12 protein-coding genes are annotated in these 15,259 nt (G+C 54.4%); 9 read left to right on the plus strand and 3 right to left on the minus strand.

Annotation, left to right across the window (positions count from 1 at the left end; genetic code table 11):
- Positions 1–243: 243 nt before the first annotated feature.
- On the minus strand, positions 244–948 hold the full coding sequence (locus tag IPM58_11400; GenBank protein MBK9307664.1) for a hypothetical protein: 705 nt from the start codon (positions 946–948) through the stop codon (positions 244–246).
- A gap of 229 nt (positions 949–1,177) precedes the next feature.
- Here IPM58_11400 and IPM58_11405 point away from each other — a divergent pair, with 229 nt between their 5' ends.
- From IPM58_11405 to IPM58_11445, 9 genes are all read left to right on the plus strand, one after another.
- On the plus strand, positions 1,178–2,464 hold the full coding sequence (locus IPM58_11405) for a porin (protein ID MBK9307665.1): 1,287 nt from the start codon (positions 1,178–1,180) through the stop codon (positions 2,462–2,464).
- Positions 2,465–2,601: 137 nt separating this feature from the next.
- Positions 2,602–3,609 carry a phosphate ABC transporter substrate-binding protein gene (locus IPM58_11410; GenBank protein ID MBK9307666.1) on the plus strand — a complete coding sequence of 336 codons (1,008 nt, stop codon included), beginning with the start codon at positions 2,602–2,604 and terminating at the stop codon, positions 3,607–3,609.
- Between the two features lie 110 nt (positions 3,610–3,719).
- The gene (locus IPM58_11415; GenBank protein ID MBK9307667.1) at positions 3,720–6,041 is read left to right on the plus strand and encodes an ABC transporter permease subunit; all 2,322 of its coding nucleotides are present in this window, start codon (positions 3,720–3,722) and stop codon (positions 6,039–6,041) included.
- Between the two features lie 102 nt (positions 6,042–6,143).
- A complete protein-coding gene (gene pstA, locus IPM58_11420; GenBank protein ID MBK9307668.1) occupies positions 6,144–7,559 on the plus strand; it encodes a phosphate ABC transporter permease PstA in 1,416 nt (471 codons plus the stop codon).
- A gap of 58 nt (positions 7,560–7,617) precedes the next feature.
- Positions 7,618–8,418 carry a phosphate ABC transporter ATP-binding protein gene (locus IPM58_11425; protein ID MBK9307669.1) on the plus strand — a complete coding sequence of 267 codons (801 nt, stop codon included), beginning with the start codon at positions 7,618–7,620 and terminating at the stop codon, positions 8,416–8,418.
- 4 nt (positions 8,419–8,422) lie between these two features.
- Positions 8,423–9,097 carry a phosphate signaling complex protein PhoU gene (phoU, locus tag IPM58_11430; protein MBK9307670.1) on the plus strand — a complete coding sequence of 225 codons (675 nt, stop codon included), beginning with the start codon at positions 8,423–8,425 and terminating at the stop codon, positions 9,095–9,097.
- 94 nt (positions 9,098–9,191) lie between these two features.
- The gene (locus IPM58_11435; GenBank protein ID MBK9307671.1) at positions 9,192–11,627 is read left to right on the plus strand and encodes a DNA translocase FtsK 4TM domain-containing protein; all 2,436 of its coding nucleotides are present in this window, start codon (positions 9,192–9,194) and stop codon (positions 11,625–11,627) included.
- Positions 11,624–12,328, plus strand: coding sequence for an outer membrane lipoprotein carrier protein LolA (locus IPM58_11440; GenBank protein MBK9307672.1), 705 nt, complete (start codon positions 11,624–11,626; stop codon positions 12,326–12,328). Before IPM58_11435 ends, IPM58_11440 begins: the two co-directional genes overlap by 4 nt.
- A gap of 45 nt (positions 12,329–12,373) precedes the next feature.
- The gene (locus IPM58_11445) at positions 12,374–13,144 is read left to right on the plus strand and encodes a 2OG-Fe(II) oxygenase (GenBank protein ID MBK9307673.1); all 771 of its coding nucleotides are present in this window, start codon (positions 12,374–12,376) and stop codon (positions 13,142–13,144) included.
- A gap of 110 nt (positions 13,145–13,254) precedes the next feature.
- On the opposite strand, the gene IPM58_11450 is transcribed toward IPM58_11445, so the two are convergent.
- Complete coding sequence (locus tag IPM58_11450) at positions 13,255–13,764, minus strand: hypothetical protein (protein ID MBK9307674.1); 510 nt, start codon at positions 13,762–13,764, stop codon at positions 13,255–13,257.
- A 68-nt stretch (positions 13,765–13,832) separates the two neighbouring features.
- A complete protein-coding gene (locus IPM58_11455; GenBank protein MBK9307675.1) occupies positions 13,833–15,227 on the minus strand; it encodes a radical SAM protein in 1,395 nt (464 codons plus the stop codon).
- Positions 15,228–15,259 lie beyond the last annotated feature (32 nt).

The raw sequence follows: 15,259 nt of genomic DNA on the forward strand, positions 1-15,259 counted from the left end.
TATCAGGGGACTGTCTGGATCCAATACACAGGTCTCATCCGTCTGGCCTATTGTGGCACGAGCGAGCGTACCGATCCGTACCTGCTGCTCTCCGTTAGAAAATACGGTGTCCCCCTCACGCAGTGGCCCGGTCGGCGCGAGTGAGTACAACACGAGAGGGGCAATTAAAATAATGGCCGCAGCGATACCGATCGACCATAGCGGAGGCTCGGTCTGGTTCTGGTCTGGAATGGAATCGGCCTCTTAGTGTGATTCGTGAATTGTGTCCAGCGTGTCCGATACCAGCTGCTTAAAGAGCACGGCGATCTCACGCCGCTTGGCGCGGAACGGATTCTTTAATGCCCCTTGCTCAGATGGGACTAGCGCTGTTGCCGGGCTGAAGGTCAGCGAAGCTTCTTGGGGCACAAGGGGTTGCATGGGCGTCGAGCGACCATCAAGGGATCGTATGGTCTCCGCATCAGGCGGGTAGCGAGTAGGCGAACGATAGTTGCCGAGTATGAAATGCAGTTCCTCACCCTCGAGAAAGATTCCGCCAGACGTCACCTGGTCGATCGGTGGCGGCTGTTGAGTGATCCAATAAAACGTGACGATTTCTTCGGGCTTGGCAGTCTTCAACCCTTTAACTAATAAGGGAGCCAGGAGCTCGATCTCTGCCGTGGTAAATACTGGGTGCCGTGGAGGCTCGTTCCTCTGGTCCGGCAGCGGTAGGGGAGGTACGAGACCAGTCGGCTCCTCAATGATCACACCGGAAAGGATGGATGACATCCCTTCTACCTCAACAGTGGCAGGGTGAGAATGACCACCACCGACAGTCCGGTCCACTGCGAGCCGAACAATCAACGATTGATCCTCGTAAATGGATTCGGTGAGAACCGGTCGACCCTGACAGGCACTAAGACCAAGTAGTATCGCAATTCCAAAAAGAACGACAACACCAGAATGTCTCATAATGTGATGTCCATCAGCTGTTAGATGTGTGGTGTGATCACTACGTTACCGCTCTCAGATGATAAGAGTAAAGCAACTTGTGCGGTTCTGTTATGAAGGTCAACTTTTGTCTCGAAATCGATCACCCACAAATTAACAGTTCTGTAACAACTCCGTAGCACCATCTTAACGCTCGTCTTCTATATCTCCTCCCGTTTTCGTGACAGGACTAACTAAAGGGAGGTACTAGATGAGGCGATTGTGGTTGGCAATGGTTATGGGGGTGATCGGGTTAGGGCTGGTCCTCGGCGCCAGCAGTGCCCAAGCCGCTCATGATCTGGCGGACATTCTGTATGAAAAGGGACAGATCACGAAGGAAGAGTGGTTGCGGGCCAAAGCTGACGCAGAGAAAGCTGAAGAAGAGCAGCGCAAGGCAAGAGACGCGGAATTTCCGATTTCCGTCCGCTACAAAAATGGGTTCGATATTCAAACCCGCGACGGAAAGTTTGAAATGCTGATCCAAAATCGGCTCCAGTTCCGATTCTCCTATCCACAGGAAGGCGACTCTCTCGCACCGGCCAATGCTGCAGCTGCGGACGACAAGGACCATAGTTCGTTCCGTGTCCGACGTGCTCGTATCAAAATCGGTGGTCACGGCTTCGTGCCCTGGCTGAAGTACTACGTTGAGTACGACTGGTTGAGCAATACCATGCTCGATTATCGGCTGGATATTGCGAAGTTCAAGTGGGCGACGCTGCGCGTGGGGCAGTGGAAAATCGATTACAACCGGGAACGGGTGGATTCGTCTGGCACCCAGACGTTTGTGGAACGATCGATCGTCAATGCACCCTTTACCCTTGATCGACAGATCGGGGTTCGGTTAGGTGGGCATCTCTTTGAAAAGACCCATGCCTATTTGGTCTACAACATCGGAGTCTTCACCGGCACGGGAATCAATAATGCCCGCAATGACGACAAGAAGATGCTCTGGATGGGAAGAATTCAATGGAACTTTTTAGGGCGTGATGTGCCGTTTTCACAGTCTGATGTGGAATACTCGCCCTTGCCGATCGGGAGTATCGCGTTCGCCGGGGCCCATAACCGAACCGATCGGATTGTCTTTCCTGGTAGCAGAAACAATACAGTGGTAGATGGTCAATTCGAGGTCGATCAGGGAGTGCAGGAGTTCGCCTTTAAGTGGAACGGACTTTCGATCCAGGAAGAGTTTCACGTCAAACATGTGACCAATGAGACCAACCAGCAAAAGACCACCAGTTATGGAGCCTATGCCCAGGTCGGGTATTTCCCGCATGCCTTGATCGACATGATTCCGAAGGAGCTCGAAATTGCGTACCGTTACGCCTTCGTCGACCCAAACGAAGCGCTTCGTAGCGATGTGCTCAGGGAACATACGGTCGCGGCCAACTGGTTCTTCGCGATGCATCGCAATAAGCTCACACTGGACTATTCTCACTTGACCCAGCCTGGCTTCACGCCGGAAGATCGGGTCAGGCTGCAATGGGATGTGTCCTTCTAGGGGGTAGGGCAGGTCGACCAATTGAAAATATTGGTCGGTCATAGGAAGTTAACAGACCCGTAACACGACAGTAACATAGGGCGAACGGCACCATGATACATAATGGTTGTCAGTCGTTCACAAAGAAGGGACCGGATATGACAAATCGTACGAACGTGCCTTTCAAGCGGTTAGGATTGGTATCCGCACTTGTGTTCGGTATTAGCGGTCTCCTCATGTCGACACAGGTGATGGCCGACGAGGTTGCCCAGTTGGACCCCGCGCTGAAGGGATATGTTAAGGTCACCGGGGTTTCCGGGAATCTCAATAGTATCGGCTCTGACACGCTTAACAACCTCATGACATTGTGGGCCGAGGGTTTTCGCAAGCAATACCCTGGGGTTAAGATCCAAATTGAGGGGAAGGGCTCCAGCACGGCACCACCGGCATTGATTGAAGGAACTGCGCAACTTGGGCCAATGTCCCGCCCCATGAAATCCACAGAGATCGATTCGTTTGAGCGCAGGTACAAGTACAAGCCGACAGCGTTCCCAGTCGCCATCGACGCGTTAGCGGTCTATGTGCATAGGGATAATCCTATTCCAGGGATGACTATGGCTCAGGTCGATGCAGTCTTCTCAAAGAGTCGTCGATGGGGCGCCAGAGAGAACATCGACCGATGGGGCCAGTTGGGCATCACAGATGACTTGGCTGCCTCGCCAATCAGCATCTATGGCCGGAATTCCGCATCCGGGACCTACGGATTCTTCAAAGAACACGCACTGAAAAACGGTGACTACAAAGATGAAGTCAAAGAGCAGCCGGGATCGGCTTCCGTGGTGCAGGGCGTGACGGAAGATCCTGCAGGGATTGGATACAGTGGCATCGGCTATTTGACGTCCGGCATACGAGCGCTTCCTTTAGCTGAGAAGGAAGGTGGATCCTTTGCGGCTCCGACACAAGAAAATGCGATGAACGGCTCCTATCCGCTCTGGCGCCATCTATTGGTCTATGTCAATAAAGCGCCGAACAAGCCACTCGATCCGCTGGTGAAAGAATTCATCAAGTTTATCTACAGCAAGGAAGGGCAAGCCGTCGTCACCAAAGATGGGTTTTTCCCCCTTTCGCAGACGTTGATAGAAAAGGAATTGGCGAAGGTCGAATAGATGTAAAGCAGGTTGTCCAGAATGAGTCGAGCGCCAAGCGTGAATGGCTCCTCACAACCTGGTGAGAAGCGTAGAGCTGAGACGTTGAAACGGAGATTGCAAGTCGAAGTATGAGCCTACCGCCTCTTACTCCCATATCGGTGCTTCAAGGAGATCCCTCCCCAGGCCGGGGTTCAATTCCGACCCCGGCCCTTGTGGGTGGGCTATTCAGCCGACGCCAAATCAGATCCATTACCGATGGGTTGACCCGATTTGTCATCAAGGCAGGTGGGATCAGCATTATTCTATGCATTCTGGGGATGTGTGTCTTTCTCGTCAAGGAAGTTATCCCGCTCTTTCTCCCGGCCCAAGCGACGCCGGTTGAGCCGATCACACTGTCTCCACTCGAACGCCCGGCAACCTCAACATTGGTCGGTATCGACGAACATCAAGAACTGGCCTATGTGTTGCGTGGAGATCTATTGGATTTTGTCTTCCTGGGGGAGGGCACGTCGGCGATCTCACGGATCCCTGCACAGGGCCTCCTGGCGGGTGGGTCCGTTACCGCGTTGGCGCGGGCCTTCGGTAAAGGACACGCTCTCGTCATGGGCACTGCGGATGGGCGTATCATCCCGGTCGCGATCGATTTCTCCCAAGACTTTCAGGGCGATGAACGTTCGATCACCCCGTCGGTTACGGTGGGAACTCCGATTCTTGCGGCCCCAGCTCCGCAACCGATCACCAGGCTGGCCTACCAGCTTGGGGATTCCGAGGTTCGGTATGCCGCTCTGCTCCGGGACCAGCATCTGTGGCTGAACACGGTGCGTACCGTCTCTCGGCCGGATGGAACCGTCTCCGCCTCACCGGCACAGGTCGATCTGACGCCCGATATCTCCGGTCGAGTGACGGCCTTTGCGCTCGCGAGTCGCGCAGACCTCTTGGCCGTCGGCACGGAGGAGGGCAAGGTCTACCATTTTGACCTCCGGGACGAGGCAAAACCGGTTCTGACCGAGACGACTCAGACTTCCGAGCGAGGCCAGGCTGTCACCGCGCTGGCCTATCTCATGGGTGACCGGAGTCTCGTGGTCGGCGATGCAGCCGGGCAGGTGGTCGTGTGGATGCCGGTACGGGAACATGCCACAACCAATACGACCCATATGACGCCCATTCATCGATTGGCCCCCCATGCGAACGCGGTCACTGACGTCACGATTTCGCAGCGGGATAAGGGATTTATCACGACAGATGCTGAAGGAGGAATCCGGCTGCACCATTCGACGTCTGCACAGACGTTGCTCACGTTCGAATCGCAACAGGGTGCGCTCCGCAGCACGTATTTTTCGCCGAAGGCCGATGGCCTGGTCAGTGTGACGGAAAATGATCGACTGATCCGGTACCAGATTGCGAATCCCTATCCGGAAATTACTCTGGCGACCCTGTTTTCCCCTGTGATGTATGAGGGCTATGAGCGACCGGAATTGGTGTGGCAGTCTTCGAGCGGATCGGACGACTTTGAGGCCAAATTTAGCCTCACCCCGCTCATCTTTGGGACGATCAAGGGGACTCTCTATGCCATGCTCCTCGCGGTCCCGCTGGCCGTATTGGCCGCGATCTACACCTCCATGTTCATGCATCCCGATTATCGGGCCAAGATCAAGCCGACGATCGAGATCATGGCGGCGCTCCCTACCGTGGTCCTTGGATTTTTGGCCGGACTCTGGTTTGCGCCGGTTCTGGAGCGGAACTTCCCCGCGATGACCGGAATGGTGCTGATGACTCCATTGGCTATTGGCCTTTCCGCCGGACTCTTTCTCTTATTGCCTGCGTCGATCCGGCATCGAATCCGGCCTGGTGTGGAGGCGTTGCTCATGATGCCGGTCATCATTGCCGTTGTCTGGGGATGCCTGGAGACGAATGCCTGGTGGGAAGCGCTCTTGTTTGATGGGCATTATAAATCGTGGCTCGAAAAGACGCTCGGGCTCAATTATGACCAGCGAAATGCCATCGTCGTCGGTGTAGCCATGGGGTTCGCCATTATCCCTATCATCTACAGTATCTCGGAAGAAGCCTTGACGAATGTTCCCAAGAATCTCATCGCCGGGTCCCTGGCCTTGGGCGCGACACGATGGCAGACGCTGGTGTATCTCGTGCTTATCTCAGCCAGCCCAGGTATCTTCTCAGCGCTGATGATCGGACTCGGTCGGGCTGTGGGAGAGACCATGATCGTCCTGATGGCGACCGGCAACACGCCGATTATGGACTGGAGCCTCTTCAACGGGTTCCGAACGCTTTCCGCTAATATCGCGGTCGAAATTCCAGAAGCGCCGCATGGGGGGACTCTGTATCGCACGCTCTTTTTGGCAGGCCTGCTCCTCTTTGTGGCGACCTTCCTGCTCAACACGATCGCGGAGCTCATACGACAACGGCTCAGGGAGAAGTATAGCCAATTCTAATCACCAGAGATCGCAAGAGACGAGATTTGGGATAAGCCGTAGCCGACGGCAGTCGTGCGGGGATGCAGGAAATCGGCAAATGGCGAGTTGCGAGACGATTCAATGAAAGACTGGTTCAGACAATTCATGGCGAGCGGGGAGCTCTTCATCTGGGGTTGTGGGGCGGGGCTTTCCCTGTCGTTGTTCATGATCGCGGGGCTCATGGTTCTCATCCTCATCAATGGGTTGGGGTATTTCTGGCCGGCGGATCTCGTCGAACTGACGCTGAAGGACGGAAAACATGTGATCGGACAGTTAGCCGGCGACGATGTGAGTCCAAAAGGGATCCCACGCATCAGGATGAAGATCGGCAATCGTGATCTCTACGGGTTGGACTATCGGTGGATCAATGCCGATCAGATCGTCGAACGAGCCACGCCGGTAGATCTTGTGATGGTGGAGCGGCGTGAGTGGGGGGACTTTTATGGACGGCTCAAGACGCTCCTAAAGGAAGATCAGGTCGTCATAGAAGGCGCAGAAGGCGTGTGGAAAGCCTTACCTCCACTTCTTTCTGATACTGAAGCGACCGAAGGGCCGCATCCATACTCAGTACTTCTCGTCGATGCTAATGGCAAAGAAAAAGCGTTGGCGGGTGAGCAAGTCCTTCGAGTCTTGCGCCCGAATGATCTATCGACCCTCGAAAAAATGTGGGTCTATATGGGCAACATCTGGACCGTGTTGACAACGGAGCCGCGAGAGGCCAACACGGAAGGAGGAATCTTTCCGGCAATATTCGGCACGGTCATGATGGTGATGATCATGAGTTTCATCGTAACGCCTTTCGGAGTGATCGGGGCCTTATACCTGAGGGAATATGCTCGACAGGGAGTCATTGTGCGCACCGTCCGCATCGCGGTCAATAATCTGGCCGGTGTTCCCTCGATCGTCTTCGGGGTGTTCGGGCTGGGGTTTTTCGTGTATGGCGTAGGTGGGACGATCGATGCGCTCTGGTTCTCCGACAGACTGCCGACTCCGACGTTCGGTACAGGAGGCATCATGTGGGCCTCACTCACGCTGGCCCTGTTGACCGTGCCGGTCGTCATTGTCGCGACAGAGGAGGGGCTTGCCGCTGTGCCGAGAGAGTACCGGGAAGGGTCGATCGGGTTGGGTGCGACGAAATGGGAGACGATATGGAAGGTCGTCCTTCCTACGGCACTCCCGGGCATCCTGACGGGATTGATTCTGGCGATGGCTCGCGCAGCGGGCGAAGTGGCTCCCTTGATGTTGACGGGTGTGGTGAAGCTGGCACCAGCCATGCCGATCGATTGGACTTGGCCCTTTATTCACTTGGACCGAAAGTTCATGCATCTGGGGTTCCATATTTATGATGTCGGCTTTCAATCGCCGAACGTAGAGGCGGCTAAGCCCATGGTCTTCGTCACCACGTTAGTGTTGATTGCCGTCGTTGTTACCCTTAATCTGACGGGAATTATCTTGCGAAACCGGATGAGGAGGAAATATGCTGGATCAACAGTATGAGGTTCTGTCTCGCGTGCCTCCCCAACCACCCGCTTCCTCCACGACGAAGGTGAAGAGTATGGAATCGAGTGTTTCAAAATTTTCTTCCCAACCGAGCACGCAAGGAAATCCTAAGCTTCGCATTGAGGGGTTCAACTTTTTTTACGGGCCGGTTCAATCTCTATTCAAGATTGATATGGAGATACCTGAGAACCAGGTGACTGCCTTTATTGGTCCTTCCGGGTGCGGAAAATCCACCTTGCTCCGTTGCATGAATCGCCTCAATGATCTGATCGAGGGGGCTCGGCATGAGGGAAACATCTTCATCGACAACATGGATATTTTCAATCCCCTCATCGATATCACCGACCTTCGGAAACGTGTGGGCATGGTCTTTCAAAAATCGAATCCCTTCCCGAAGTCCATCCATGAAAATGTGGCATATGGCCCTCGCTTGCAAGGCTTGAAGAATCGGGCGGTCTTGGACGAGATCGTTGAGCGTAGCCTCCGCGGGGCAGGTCTCTGGGAAGAGGTTAAAGATCGATTGCACAAGAGCGCCCTCGGTTTGTCGGGCGGACAGCAGCAGCGACTGTGTATTGCTCGGGCGCTGGCGGTTAAGCCGGATGTCCTGCTCATGGACGAGCCCTGCTCGGCGCTGGATCCGATTGCCACCGGGATTATTGAAGAATTGCTGCATTCTCTGAAAAAGGAGTTGACCGTCGTCATCGTGACGCACAATATGCAGCAAGCGGCTAGGGTATCGGATTGTACCGCGTTCATGTACCTCGGCCAGTTGATCGAGTTCGGACTGACGAAGCAGCTGTTCACGAACCCTTCGAAGAAGCAAACGGAAGACTACATCACCGGACGATTCGGGTGACACGATGGGACAACAACGACATTTCGACGAAGAACTCGCGGAGTTGAGGACAAAGTTAACACGAATGGCAAGCCTGGCCGAGGATCAAATCGACAAGGCGCTAGCTGCCTTGGTGAGTCGCGATGCGGCTCTGGCCTGCGAGGTCATCGAACGAGACCATAAAGTGAATGCGATGGATGTAGAGATCGATGAATCGTGTATCGAGTTGTTGGCCCTCCACCAGCCGGCGGCACATGATCTTCGGCTGGTTACGACCGCGATGAAACTGTCCACTGAGTTGGAACGTATCAGTGACCTGTCCGAGAGTATCTGTGAGCGGGCCATTGAACTAAATGAAGAGCCGCAACTCAAGCCTTACATTGATATCCCCAGGATGGGGAGCCTCGCCCGGGTGATGGTGAAGGAAAGTATCGACGCCTTTGTCAAGGAAGATGCTGCGCTAGCCAGGAAAGTGATCGGGGATGACGACTTCGTCGATGACCTCATGGAACAATTGTTTCGTGAGCTCCTCTCGTTCATGGTGGAAAATCCCCACACGATTTCTCGCGCCATCCGGCTCAGCTTTATCGCCAAGTCGCTCGAACGAGTGGCCGATCATGCCACAAACATTGCCGAGCTCGTCGTCTATTTAGTGGAAGGGAAGATCATCCGTCACACGTCTCCGACAGTTCAGTCCTGAGGACCTGATTAGGTTATTCCGTCGATAGCCATGGGATGATCAGGATCTCCGTTCATTTGAAATGACTTCCCCCCTGTGCTAGCATTCAATTTCTATGGGTGCGACCACCTCGGTTAAGCGGGGCGAGGCCCGCCGGGCTCCTTCTCCGCCTTCCCACATCCAACGTGAAGTGATCGGCGTGATCCTGATTGCGTCGAGTCTGCTCATGCTGTTGAGTCTTTTGTCGTTTGTACCGGGAGAGGCGGAAATAGTTGCGAGCGGACTGCCGGCGGCTGATCCGCCTCGGAATCTCATCGGTTCATTTGGAGCGTTGTTGGCTGGTGGAAGTTTCTTCGCTCTCGGTGGGGCCGCCTATCTGTTTCCCCTTCTTTTGGGTAGGCTGGGGCTTCGGTGTTTCTCTCAAGCACCGGTTGGGCTTCGATTTCGAACGGCTGCCAGCTCCCTCGTGGCGGTGGTTTTCTTGAGCGCGTTTCTTCATCTCGAAACAACGGGCGTCCCAACCGTAACCAGCGGAATGATTTCTCGTGGGATGGGTGGAGGGCTCGTCGGTCAGACCATTGCTGAAGGGCTCCGCGCTGTGTTTGCTGGAACCGGAGCCCATATTTTAATTATTGCCGGATTCCTTGTGTCACTCTTGCTGACGACTCCTCTCTCCCTAGCGGAGGCTGTTCGCCGGCTGCCGGGGCGTTGGGACGCCTTCCGTGAAGGCGTGTCTGAGGGGGTGTCTGCAGTGATGCCGGAGCGATCAGTTGAGGTTTCAAAGGAGACCGCCAATAGAAGGGTGAAGGGCAGATCACTAAAGCCTGGTCGTGCCGTCACGGAAGAGGAACGCCTTACGGGGAAGAATCAGGATTCAGAGTTGCCGTCACCTCCGCCCACTCCGATCATTCAACCATTCCCCAATTCAATACCCACGGTCGAGCAAGAGGACATCGAAACTGAAGTGGTTGTGTCAGGGTCAGATTCCGAAGACTACCGTTTGCCTGACCCGGAACTCTTGTTGAGTGAACCCACTGCGCCGATAGACCGAATGACGGATGAAGAGCTGAAAGCCCAATCGGAGGTCCTTTCGCGCGCCCTGGCAAGTTTTGGCATCGAGGGCACCGTGACCGAAGTCAGGCCGGGGCCGGTTGTGACGATGTATGAATTCGAACCGGCACCTGGTACGAAGGTGGCCCGCATTGTCAATCTGGCCGATGACCTTGCCCTGGCACTTAAGGCCACGAGTATTCGCATCGTTGCACCGATCCCAGGCAAATCAGTCGTGGGGATCGAGGTACCGAACCGGTCGCGAGAGACCGTGTCGCTGAAAGAAGTCGTCTTGAGCGAAGCGTTCCGCCGAGCCAAATCCAGACTGACGCTGGCACTGGGCAAGGACATTTTCGGCGCCCCAATTACGGCCGATCTTAAGACCATGCCGCATCTCCTCGTTGCCGGAGCAACGGGGGCCGGCAAGAGCGTCAGTTTGAATACCATGCTGTTGAGCATCCTGTTTTCCTCCAAGCCCAATGAAGTGAAGCTCCTCCTTATCGACCCCAAGATGCTCGAGTTTCAATCATATGAAGGTATCCCACATCTCCTGAGGCCGGTCATCACGGATCCAAAATCTGCGGCGAGGGGGCTCGGATGGGTCGTGGCTGAAATGGAACGGCGGTACAAACTATTGGCTGAAGCAGGAGTGAGAAATATCGAAACATACAATCGGATGATCGCCGGCCTTCACGAAGAGTTTGCTGAACACAGCAAGCCTGGCACGGAGCAGAGTGAGGCCTCGATGCCGTTCCTCTCTGAGGAGGAGCGTCTCTCGGCCGGGGAAAGCGCGATCCCCGATGGTGAGCGCGGATGTATGCAGCCGAAGTCGACACCACCAGAACCTCTTCCGTTTATCGTCGTGATGATCGATGAACTTGCTGATCTGATGATGGTGGCTCCGAAAGACGTGGAAGATAAGATCGCCCGTCTTGCGCAGATGGCGCGGGCTTCAGGTATCCACTTGGTGTTGGCGACGCAACGTCCTTCCGTCGACGTGCTGACTGGCCTGATTAAGGCGAATTTTCCCGCGCGCATCGCGTTTCAAGTGTCTTCCAAAACAGACTCGCGAACCATTTTGGATGCCAATGGGGCTGAAGCCCTGCTGGGTCGAGGCGACATGCTGTACCTCGCTTCCGGTACCGGCCGTCTCACTCGCTTGCATGGGTCCTTTGTCTCGGATGACGATGTTCGCTTGGTCGTGGAGTGTGTGAAGAAGCAGGTTACGCCTGTCTACAATCAGGAACTCCAGTCGTTAAAATTGGAAGAGGCTGCGGAAGAAGAGGCAAAGGATGAAGTCTATGAGCAGGCCAAAGACCTGGTGCTGTCGACCGGACAGGCATCCGCTTCGTTGATTCAACGCCGACTTCGGGTCGGGTATCCTCGGGCGGCGCGGATGATCGAACAGATGGAATCGGAGGGAATCGTGGGAGCAGCAGGACGAGATGGACGCCGGGAAGTTCTTGGCCGGCGTGGGCCGGTAGGTGCGGCCGAAGCATGAGACGGTGGAGCCTGATTGCATTGTGCCTTGTTGTAGGGGCGCCGGTTTACGCAGGGGATGCGTCTATCAATGAAAAGGCGTCTTATGAGGCTCGCGAGGTCGTGAAGCAGTTACAAGCACGGTATGAGAAAACGAAGGATCTCCAGGCTGATTTCTCACAAAAGACGAAGATCGAAGGATTTGAGCGACCGGTCATCTCTTCCGGAAAAGTGTACATTAAGAAGCCCGGGCGCTTGCGCTGGGATTACCTTGATCCAGCGAGCGAGCAGATCTATGTGAACCACGATGATGTCAAGATGTATGTTCCGGAACATAATCAGGTCTTGGTGGGAAAGCTGACTCAGATGGCCGCTTCCAAAGCACCGCTTGAACTGCTACAGGGAGCCGCCAAATTGAATGAGTCGTTTGATGTCGAGCCGACCGCAGGAACCGCTCGTGGAGCCGGCGGCATCCCGCTCATTACACTGACTCCAAAGGATAAGCGGAATGACGCAGCTCAGAACCTCCAGAAGATCGTGCTTGAGGTTTTTCCCAAGACCTACTATATCCGTAGGGTGTCGCTCTATGAAATCAGTGGGAATGTCGCGGTGTTTGAGTTTTCAAACTTGAAACCTAATCTTGGATTAGGTAATGAGGTGTTCGATTTTCAAACACCACCCGACACCGAAGTGGTCAAGGCGCCCGTCTTGAACGGGCCATAGAGAGTCATCATGGATCTCAGCGTAGAGGCTGAGAGGGGGCAGGTTATGAGCGGAGTGGTAGCGGCCCAAGCGAACACGGTAAGAGATGCGGTTGATCAGGCCGTGGCTGGGTTGGAATTCGAACGGCTTCACGGCGAGTATTGGGCGCAAAATGAGTTTTTAGTCATCAAGCAGTTCTTGCCCCGTTCCTTTGTGGAGGAAACATTCGTTCCTCAAGCGCAGAGTGTCAAAGCACAGCTGAATCGCAATTACATTCCCGGGCACAAAAAAGGCGGCAGTGTCAGCTATTACACGGTTCAAGAGAAGGCTCCGCTCTTTCTCGATCTCTATCGTTCTCCATCATTTCGAGGGTTTCTGAACCGGCTGGTTGAGGCCAAGCTGATGTTTTGTCCAGACAATGACCCCCATTCCTGCGCACTGTACTACTATACTGAGCCAGGTGATCACATCGGGTTTCATTATGATACGTCGTATTACAAAGGTGCTCGGTATACGATCCTCATGGGACTTGTGGATCGATCAACTCAGTGTAAGCTGGTGTGCGAACTCTTTAAGGACCATCCCACGAAGCAGCCGCGTCATCTCGAATTGATCACTGAGCCAGGCGACATGGTGATTTTCAATGGTGATAAGCTTTGGCATGCAGTGACGCCCCTCGGAGAGGGTGAGGAGAGGATTGCGTTAACCATGGAGTATGTTACGAATCCTGAGATGGGCACTGTGAAGCGGCTGTATTCCAACCTCAAAGATTCTTTCGGTTATTTTGGTTTCGCCACAGTCTTCAAACGGGCGCTGGGTTTCGATCGGCCCAAATAAATTACACACATAGTATGGTCTCCGCCATCCTAAACTGAACTCGTCCTAAGATTCGTGTCAGGTCAGGCGGGGGATACGAGCGCGACGCCGTGCAGACGGCGGGTGCGGTGTCACTGGTGTAGGTTCTTCATGGCAGCTGCGCAGAGGACGATGAAGAATCCCATCCAGAGGGCGGCTCTTTGGAAAGGGATGACCTCGTAAGACTCTTCCTCGTCGGCATCATCATCGGAGCGAAAGATGACGGTGTACAGAAACAAGGTGAGCAGGCCCAATACCAAGAGCAGCTTAACCATGAACACCATGAGGTATCTAGGGTGGTGCTGCACACTGGTGCCGGTTTGAGAGACCAGGATTTGATTGACGTAATGGAGATTGATGCCTCCGGTGAAGAGGAGGACGACCAAGAGGATGCCGGCCACTTTCTTGTAGTGCCGATAAAATATGTCTGTGATCGGCTTGACCTGATCCTTTGGAACGGCTTTCTGCAATCCAGGGGTGACCGCCATAACAAGAAAAGCCAAGCCACCAATCCATATGATCGCTGAAAGCAGATGAAGCCAGTGATTGACGATCGGAATGAGGATATTGAGATCAGCAGAAATGGTTTGGAATGTATCCATGGCGTTCGTATCGGATGCCGGAGGAGGTCAGCTGAATGATGGAACGGAGCCTTGGTCTCCGCTCGAGGTTACTCCGTATTAGGCTTGAAGATGGGTATGTCGTTGCCGAAACGCTTCTTCCGTAGCTCGTCCATCAGGTCGACGGTTATAAGGGAAATGTTGTTTTCTCTGGCATGTTTCTCTACGCCCTTTTTCACCATGGCGCGTAGGAAATAAGGGATTCGACTGAGCCGAAGTGCCGAGGCCTCATCCCAGGCAATGTCCGCCTCTTCAGACACATTGAAGGCGACCTTAATTTTTTCACCACCCTTAGGCGTGTACAGGCACCACTGATCTTCATCCAACCAGTCCCCATGGTCGACATAGGGGCGGGCACGACAGCCGCCGCAGATCTCGCTGTATTCGCAGTCACCACATTTGCCTTTGAGATGTGGATAGCGGAAGGAGTTGAAGACGTCCGATTGCTCCCAGAGATCGACAAAACTATGCTGGCGAAGATTTCCTGCCGATAGCGGCATATAAGGGCAGGGAGTCAACTCGCCGTTGGGGGTGACACGGGCGTAATTTGTTCCCGCAAGGCACCCTCCTCCCATGTATCCGGTGGCTTTCGTGATCGGAGAGTTGGGGTCCTTTTCATATGCCAATCGTTTGAAGTGCGGGGCGCATCGAGCGCGAACCAACATACCCTTGTAATTATCTTGGCATTCCACAAGATAGCCGAGCACCTCTTCATACTGGGCCGGTGTAATATCGGTGAGCTCTTCACCTCGTCCCGTACACACCATAAAAAAGACGTTCATGACGCGGGCGCCGAGCCGATGTGCCCAGTCAATCACGTCAGGGAGCTCCTTGTAGTTCATCGGCTGAGCGCTGAAGTGCACTTGGAACTGGAGACCGTTGCGCTTACTTGCCTCAATGCCCGCCACGGCCGCTTCCCAGGCCCCCGGGACACCTCGGAAGGCATCATGCTTGGCGGCCTCCAGCGAATCGATGCTGATCCCTACGCCCATGACACCGATCTCGACAAGGGTTTTGGCGAGTTGGTCGTCGATCAGCATGCCATTGGTACCAAAGACCACCATGAATCCCAACTTGACGGCATAGCGAGCTATATCAAGAATGTCGGGCCGGACGAGCGGTTCACCTCCCGTGATGACCAGGAGGCAGCCTTTATTGACCTCCCCGATCTGTTCGATGAGGCGGTAGCATTCCTCCGTGTTTAATTCATCATCCCCACCAGCGGCTTTGGTCGTGGCATCGAGATAACAGTGGTCACACTTCAGGTTGCAACGCTTTGTTAAATTGAGGGCGACGAGGTACGGTTTGAAATCATCGACGGTTCGCCCATCAAATGGACTGTCCGCGTTCTGGTTTGGATTCAAGAACTGGGTAACTTGTTGTTGAAATGTTCCAAGGACGCCAGGGAGTGCCGAGCCGCTGAAAATAGGTAAGGACTTTCCCATGTGGTCTAATGCAGAGTAGTGGGCGTTAAAAT

Origin of the sequence: Nitrospira sp. (genome assembly GCA_016715825.1) — a bacterium.
GTDB lineage: Bacteria > Nitrospirota > Nitrospiria > Nitrospirales > Nitrospiraceae > Nitrospira_D.

Bases quoted from the DNA above. Each gene is read 5' to 3' on its own strand.
- IPM58_11400 (MBK9307664.1), bottom strand. From the start codon at position 948: ATGAGACATTCTGGTGTTGTCGTTCTTTTTGGAATTGCGATACTACTT.
- IPM58_11405 (MBK9307665.1), top strand. From the start codon at position 1,178: ATGAGGCGATTGTGGTTGGCAATGGTTATGGGGGTGATCGGGTTAGGG.
- IPM58_11410 (MBK9307666.1), top strand. From the start codon at position 2,602: ATGACAAATCGTACGAACGTGCCTTTCAAGCGGTTAGGATTGGTATCC.
- IPM58_11415 (MBK9307667.1), top strand. From the start codon at position 3,720: ATGAGCCTACCGCCTCTTACTCCCATATCGGTGCTTCAAGGAGATCCC.
- pstA (MBK9307668.1), top strand. From the start codon at position 6,144: ATGAAAGACTGGTTCAGACAATTCATGGCGAGCGGGGAGCTCTTCATC.
- IPM58_11425 (MBK9307669.1), top strand. From the start codon at position 7,618: ATGGAATCGAGTGTTTCAAAATTTTCTTCCCAACCGAGCACGCAAGGA.
- phoU (MBK9307670.1), top strand. From the start codon at position 8,423: ATGGGACAACAACGACATTTCGACGAAGAACTCGCGGAGTTGAGGACA.
- IPM58_11435 (MBK9307671.1), top strand. From the start codon at position 9,192: ATGGGTGCGACCACCTCGGTTAAGCGGGGCGAGGCCCGCCGGGCTCCT.
- IPM58_11440 (MBK9307672.1), top strand. From the start codon at position 11,624: ATGAGACGGTGGAGCCTGATTGCATTGTGCCTTGTTGTAGGGGCGCCG.
- IPM58_11445 (MBK9307673.1), top strand. From the start codon at position 12,374: ATGAGCGGAGTGGTAGCGGCCCAAGCGAACACGGTAAGAGATGCGGTT.
- IPM58_11450 (MBK9307674.1), bottom strand. From the start codon at position 13,764: ATGGATACATTCCAAACCATTTCTGCTGATCTCAATATCCTCATTCCG.
- IPM58_11455 (MBK9307675.1), bottom strand. From the start codon at position 15,227: ATGGGAAAGTCCTTACCTATTTTCAGCGGCTCGGCACTCCCTGGCGTC.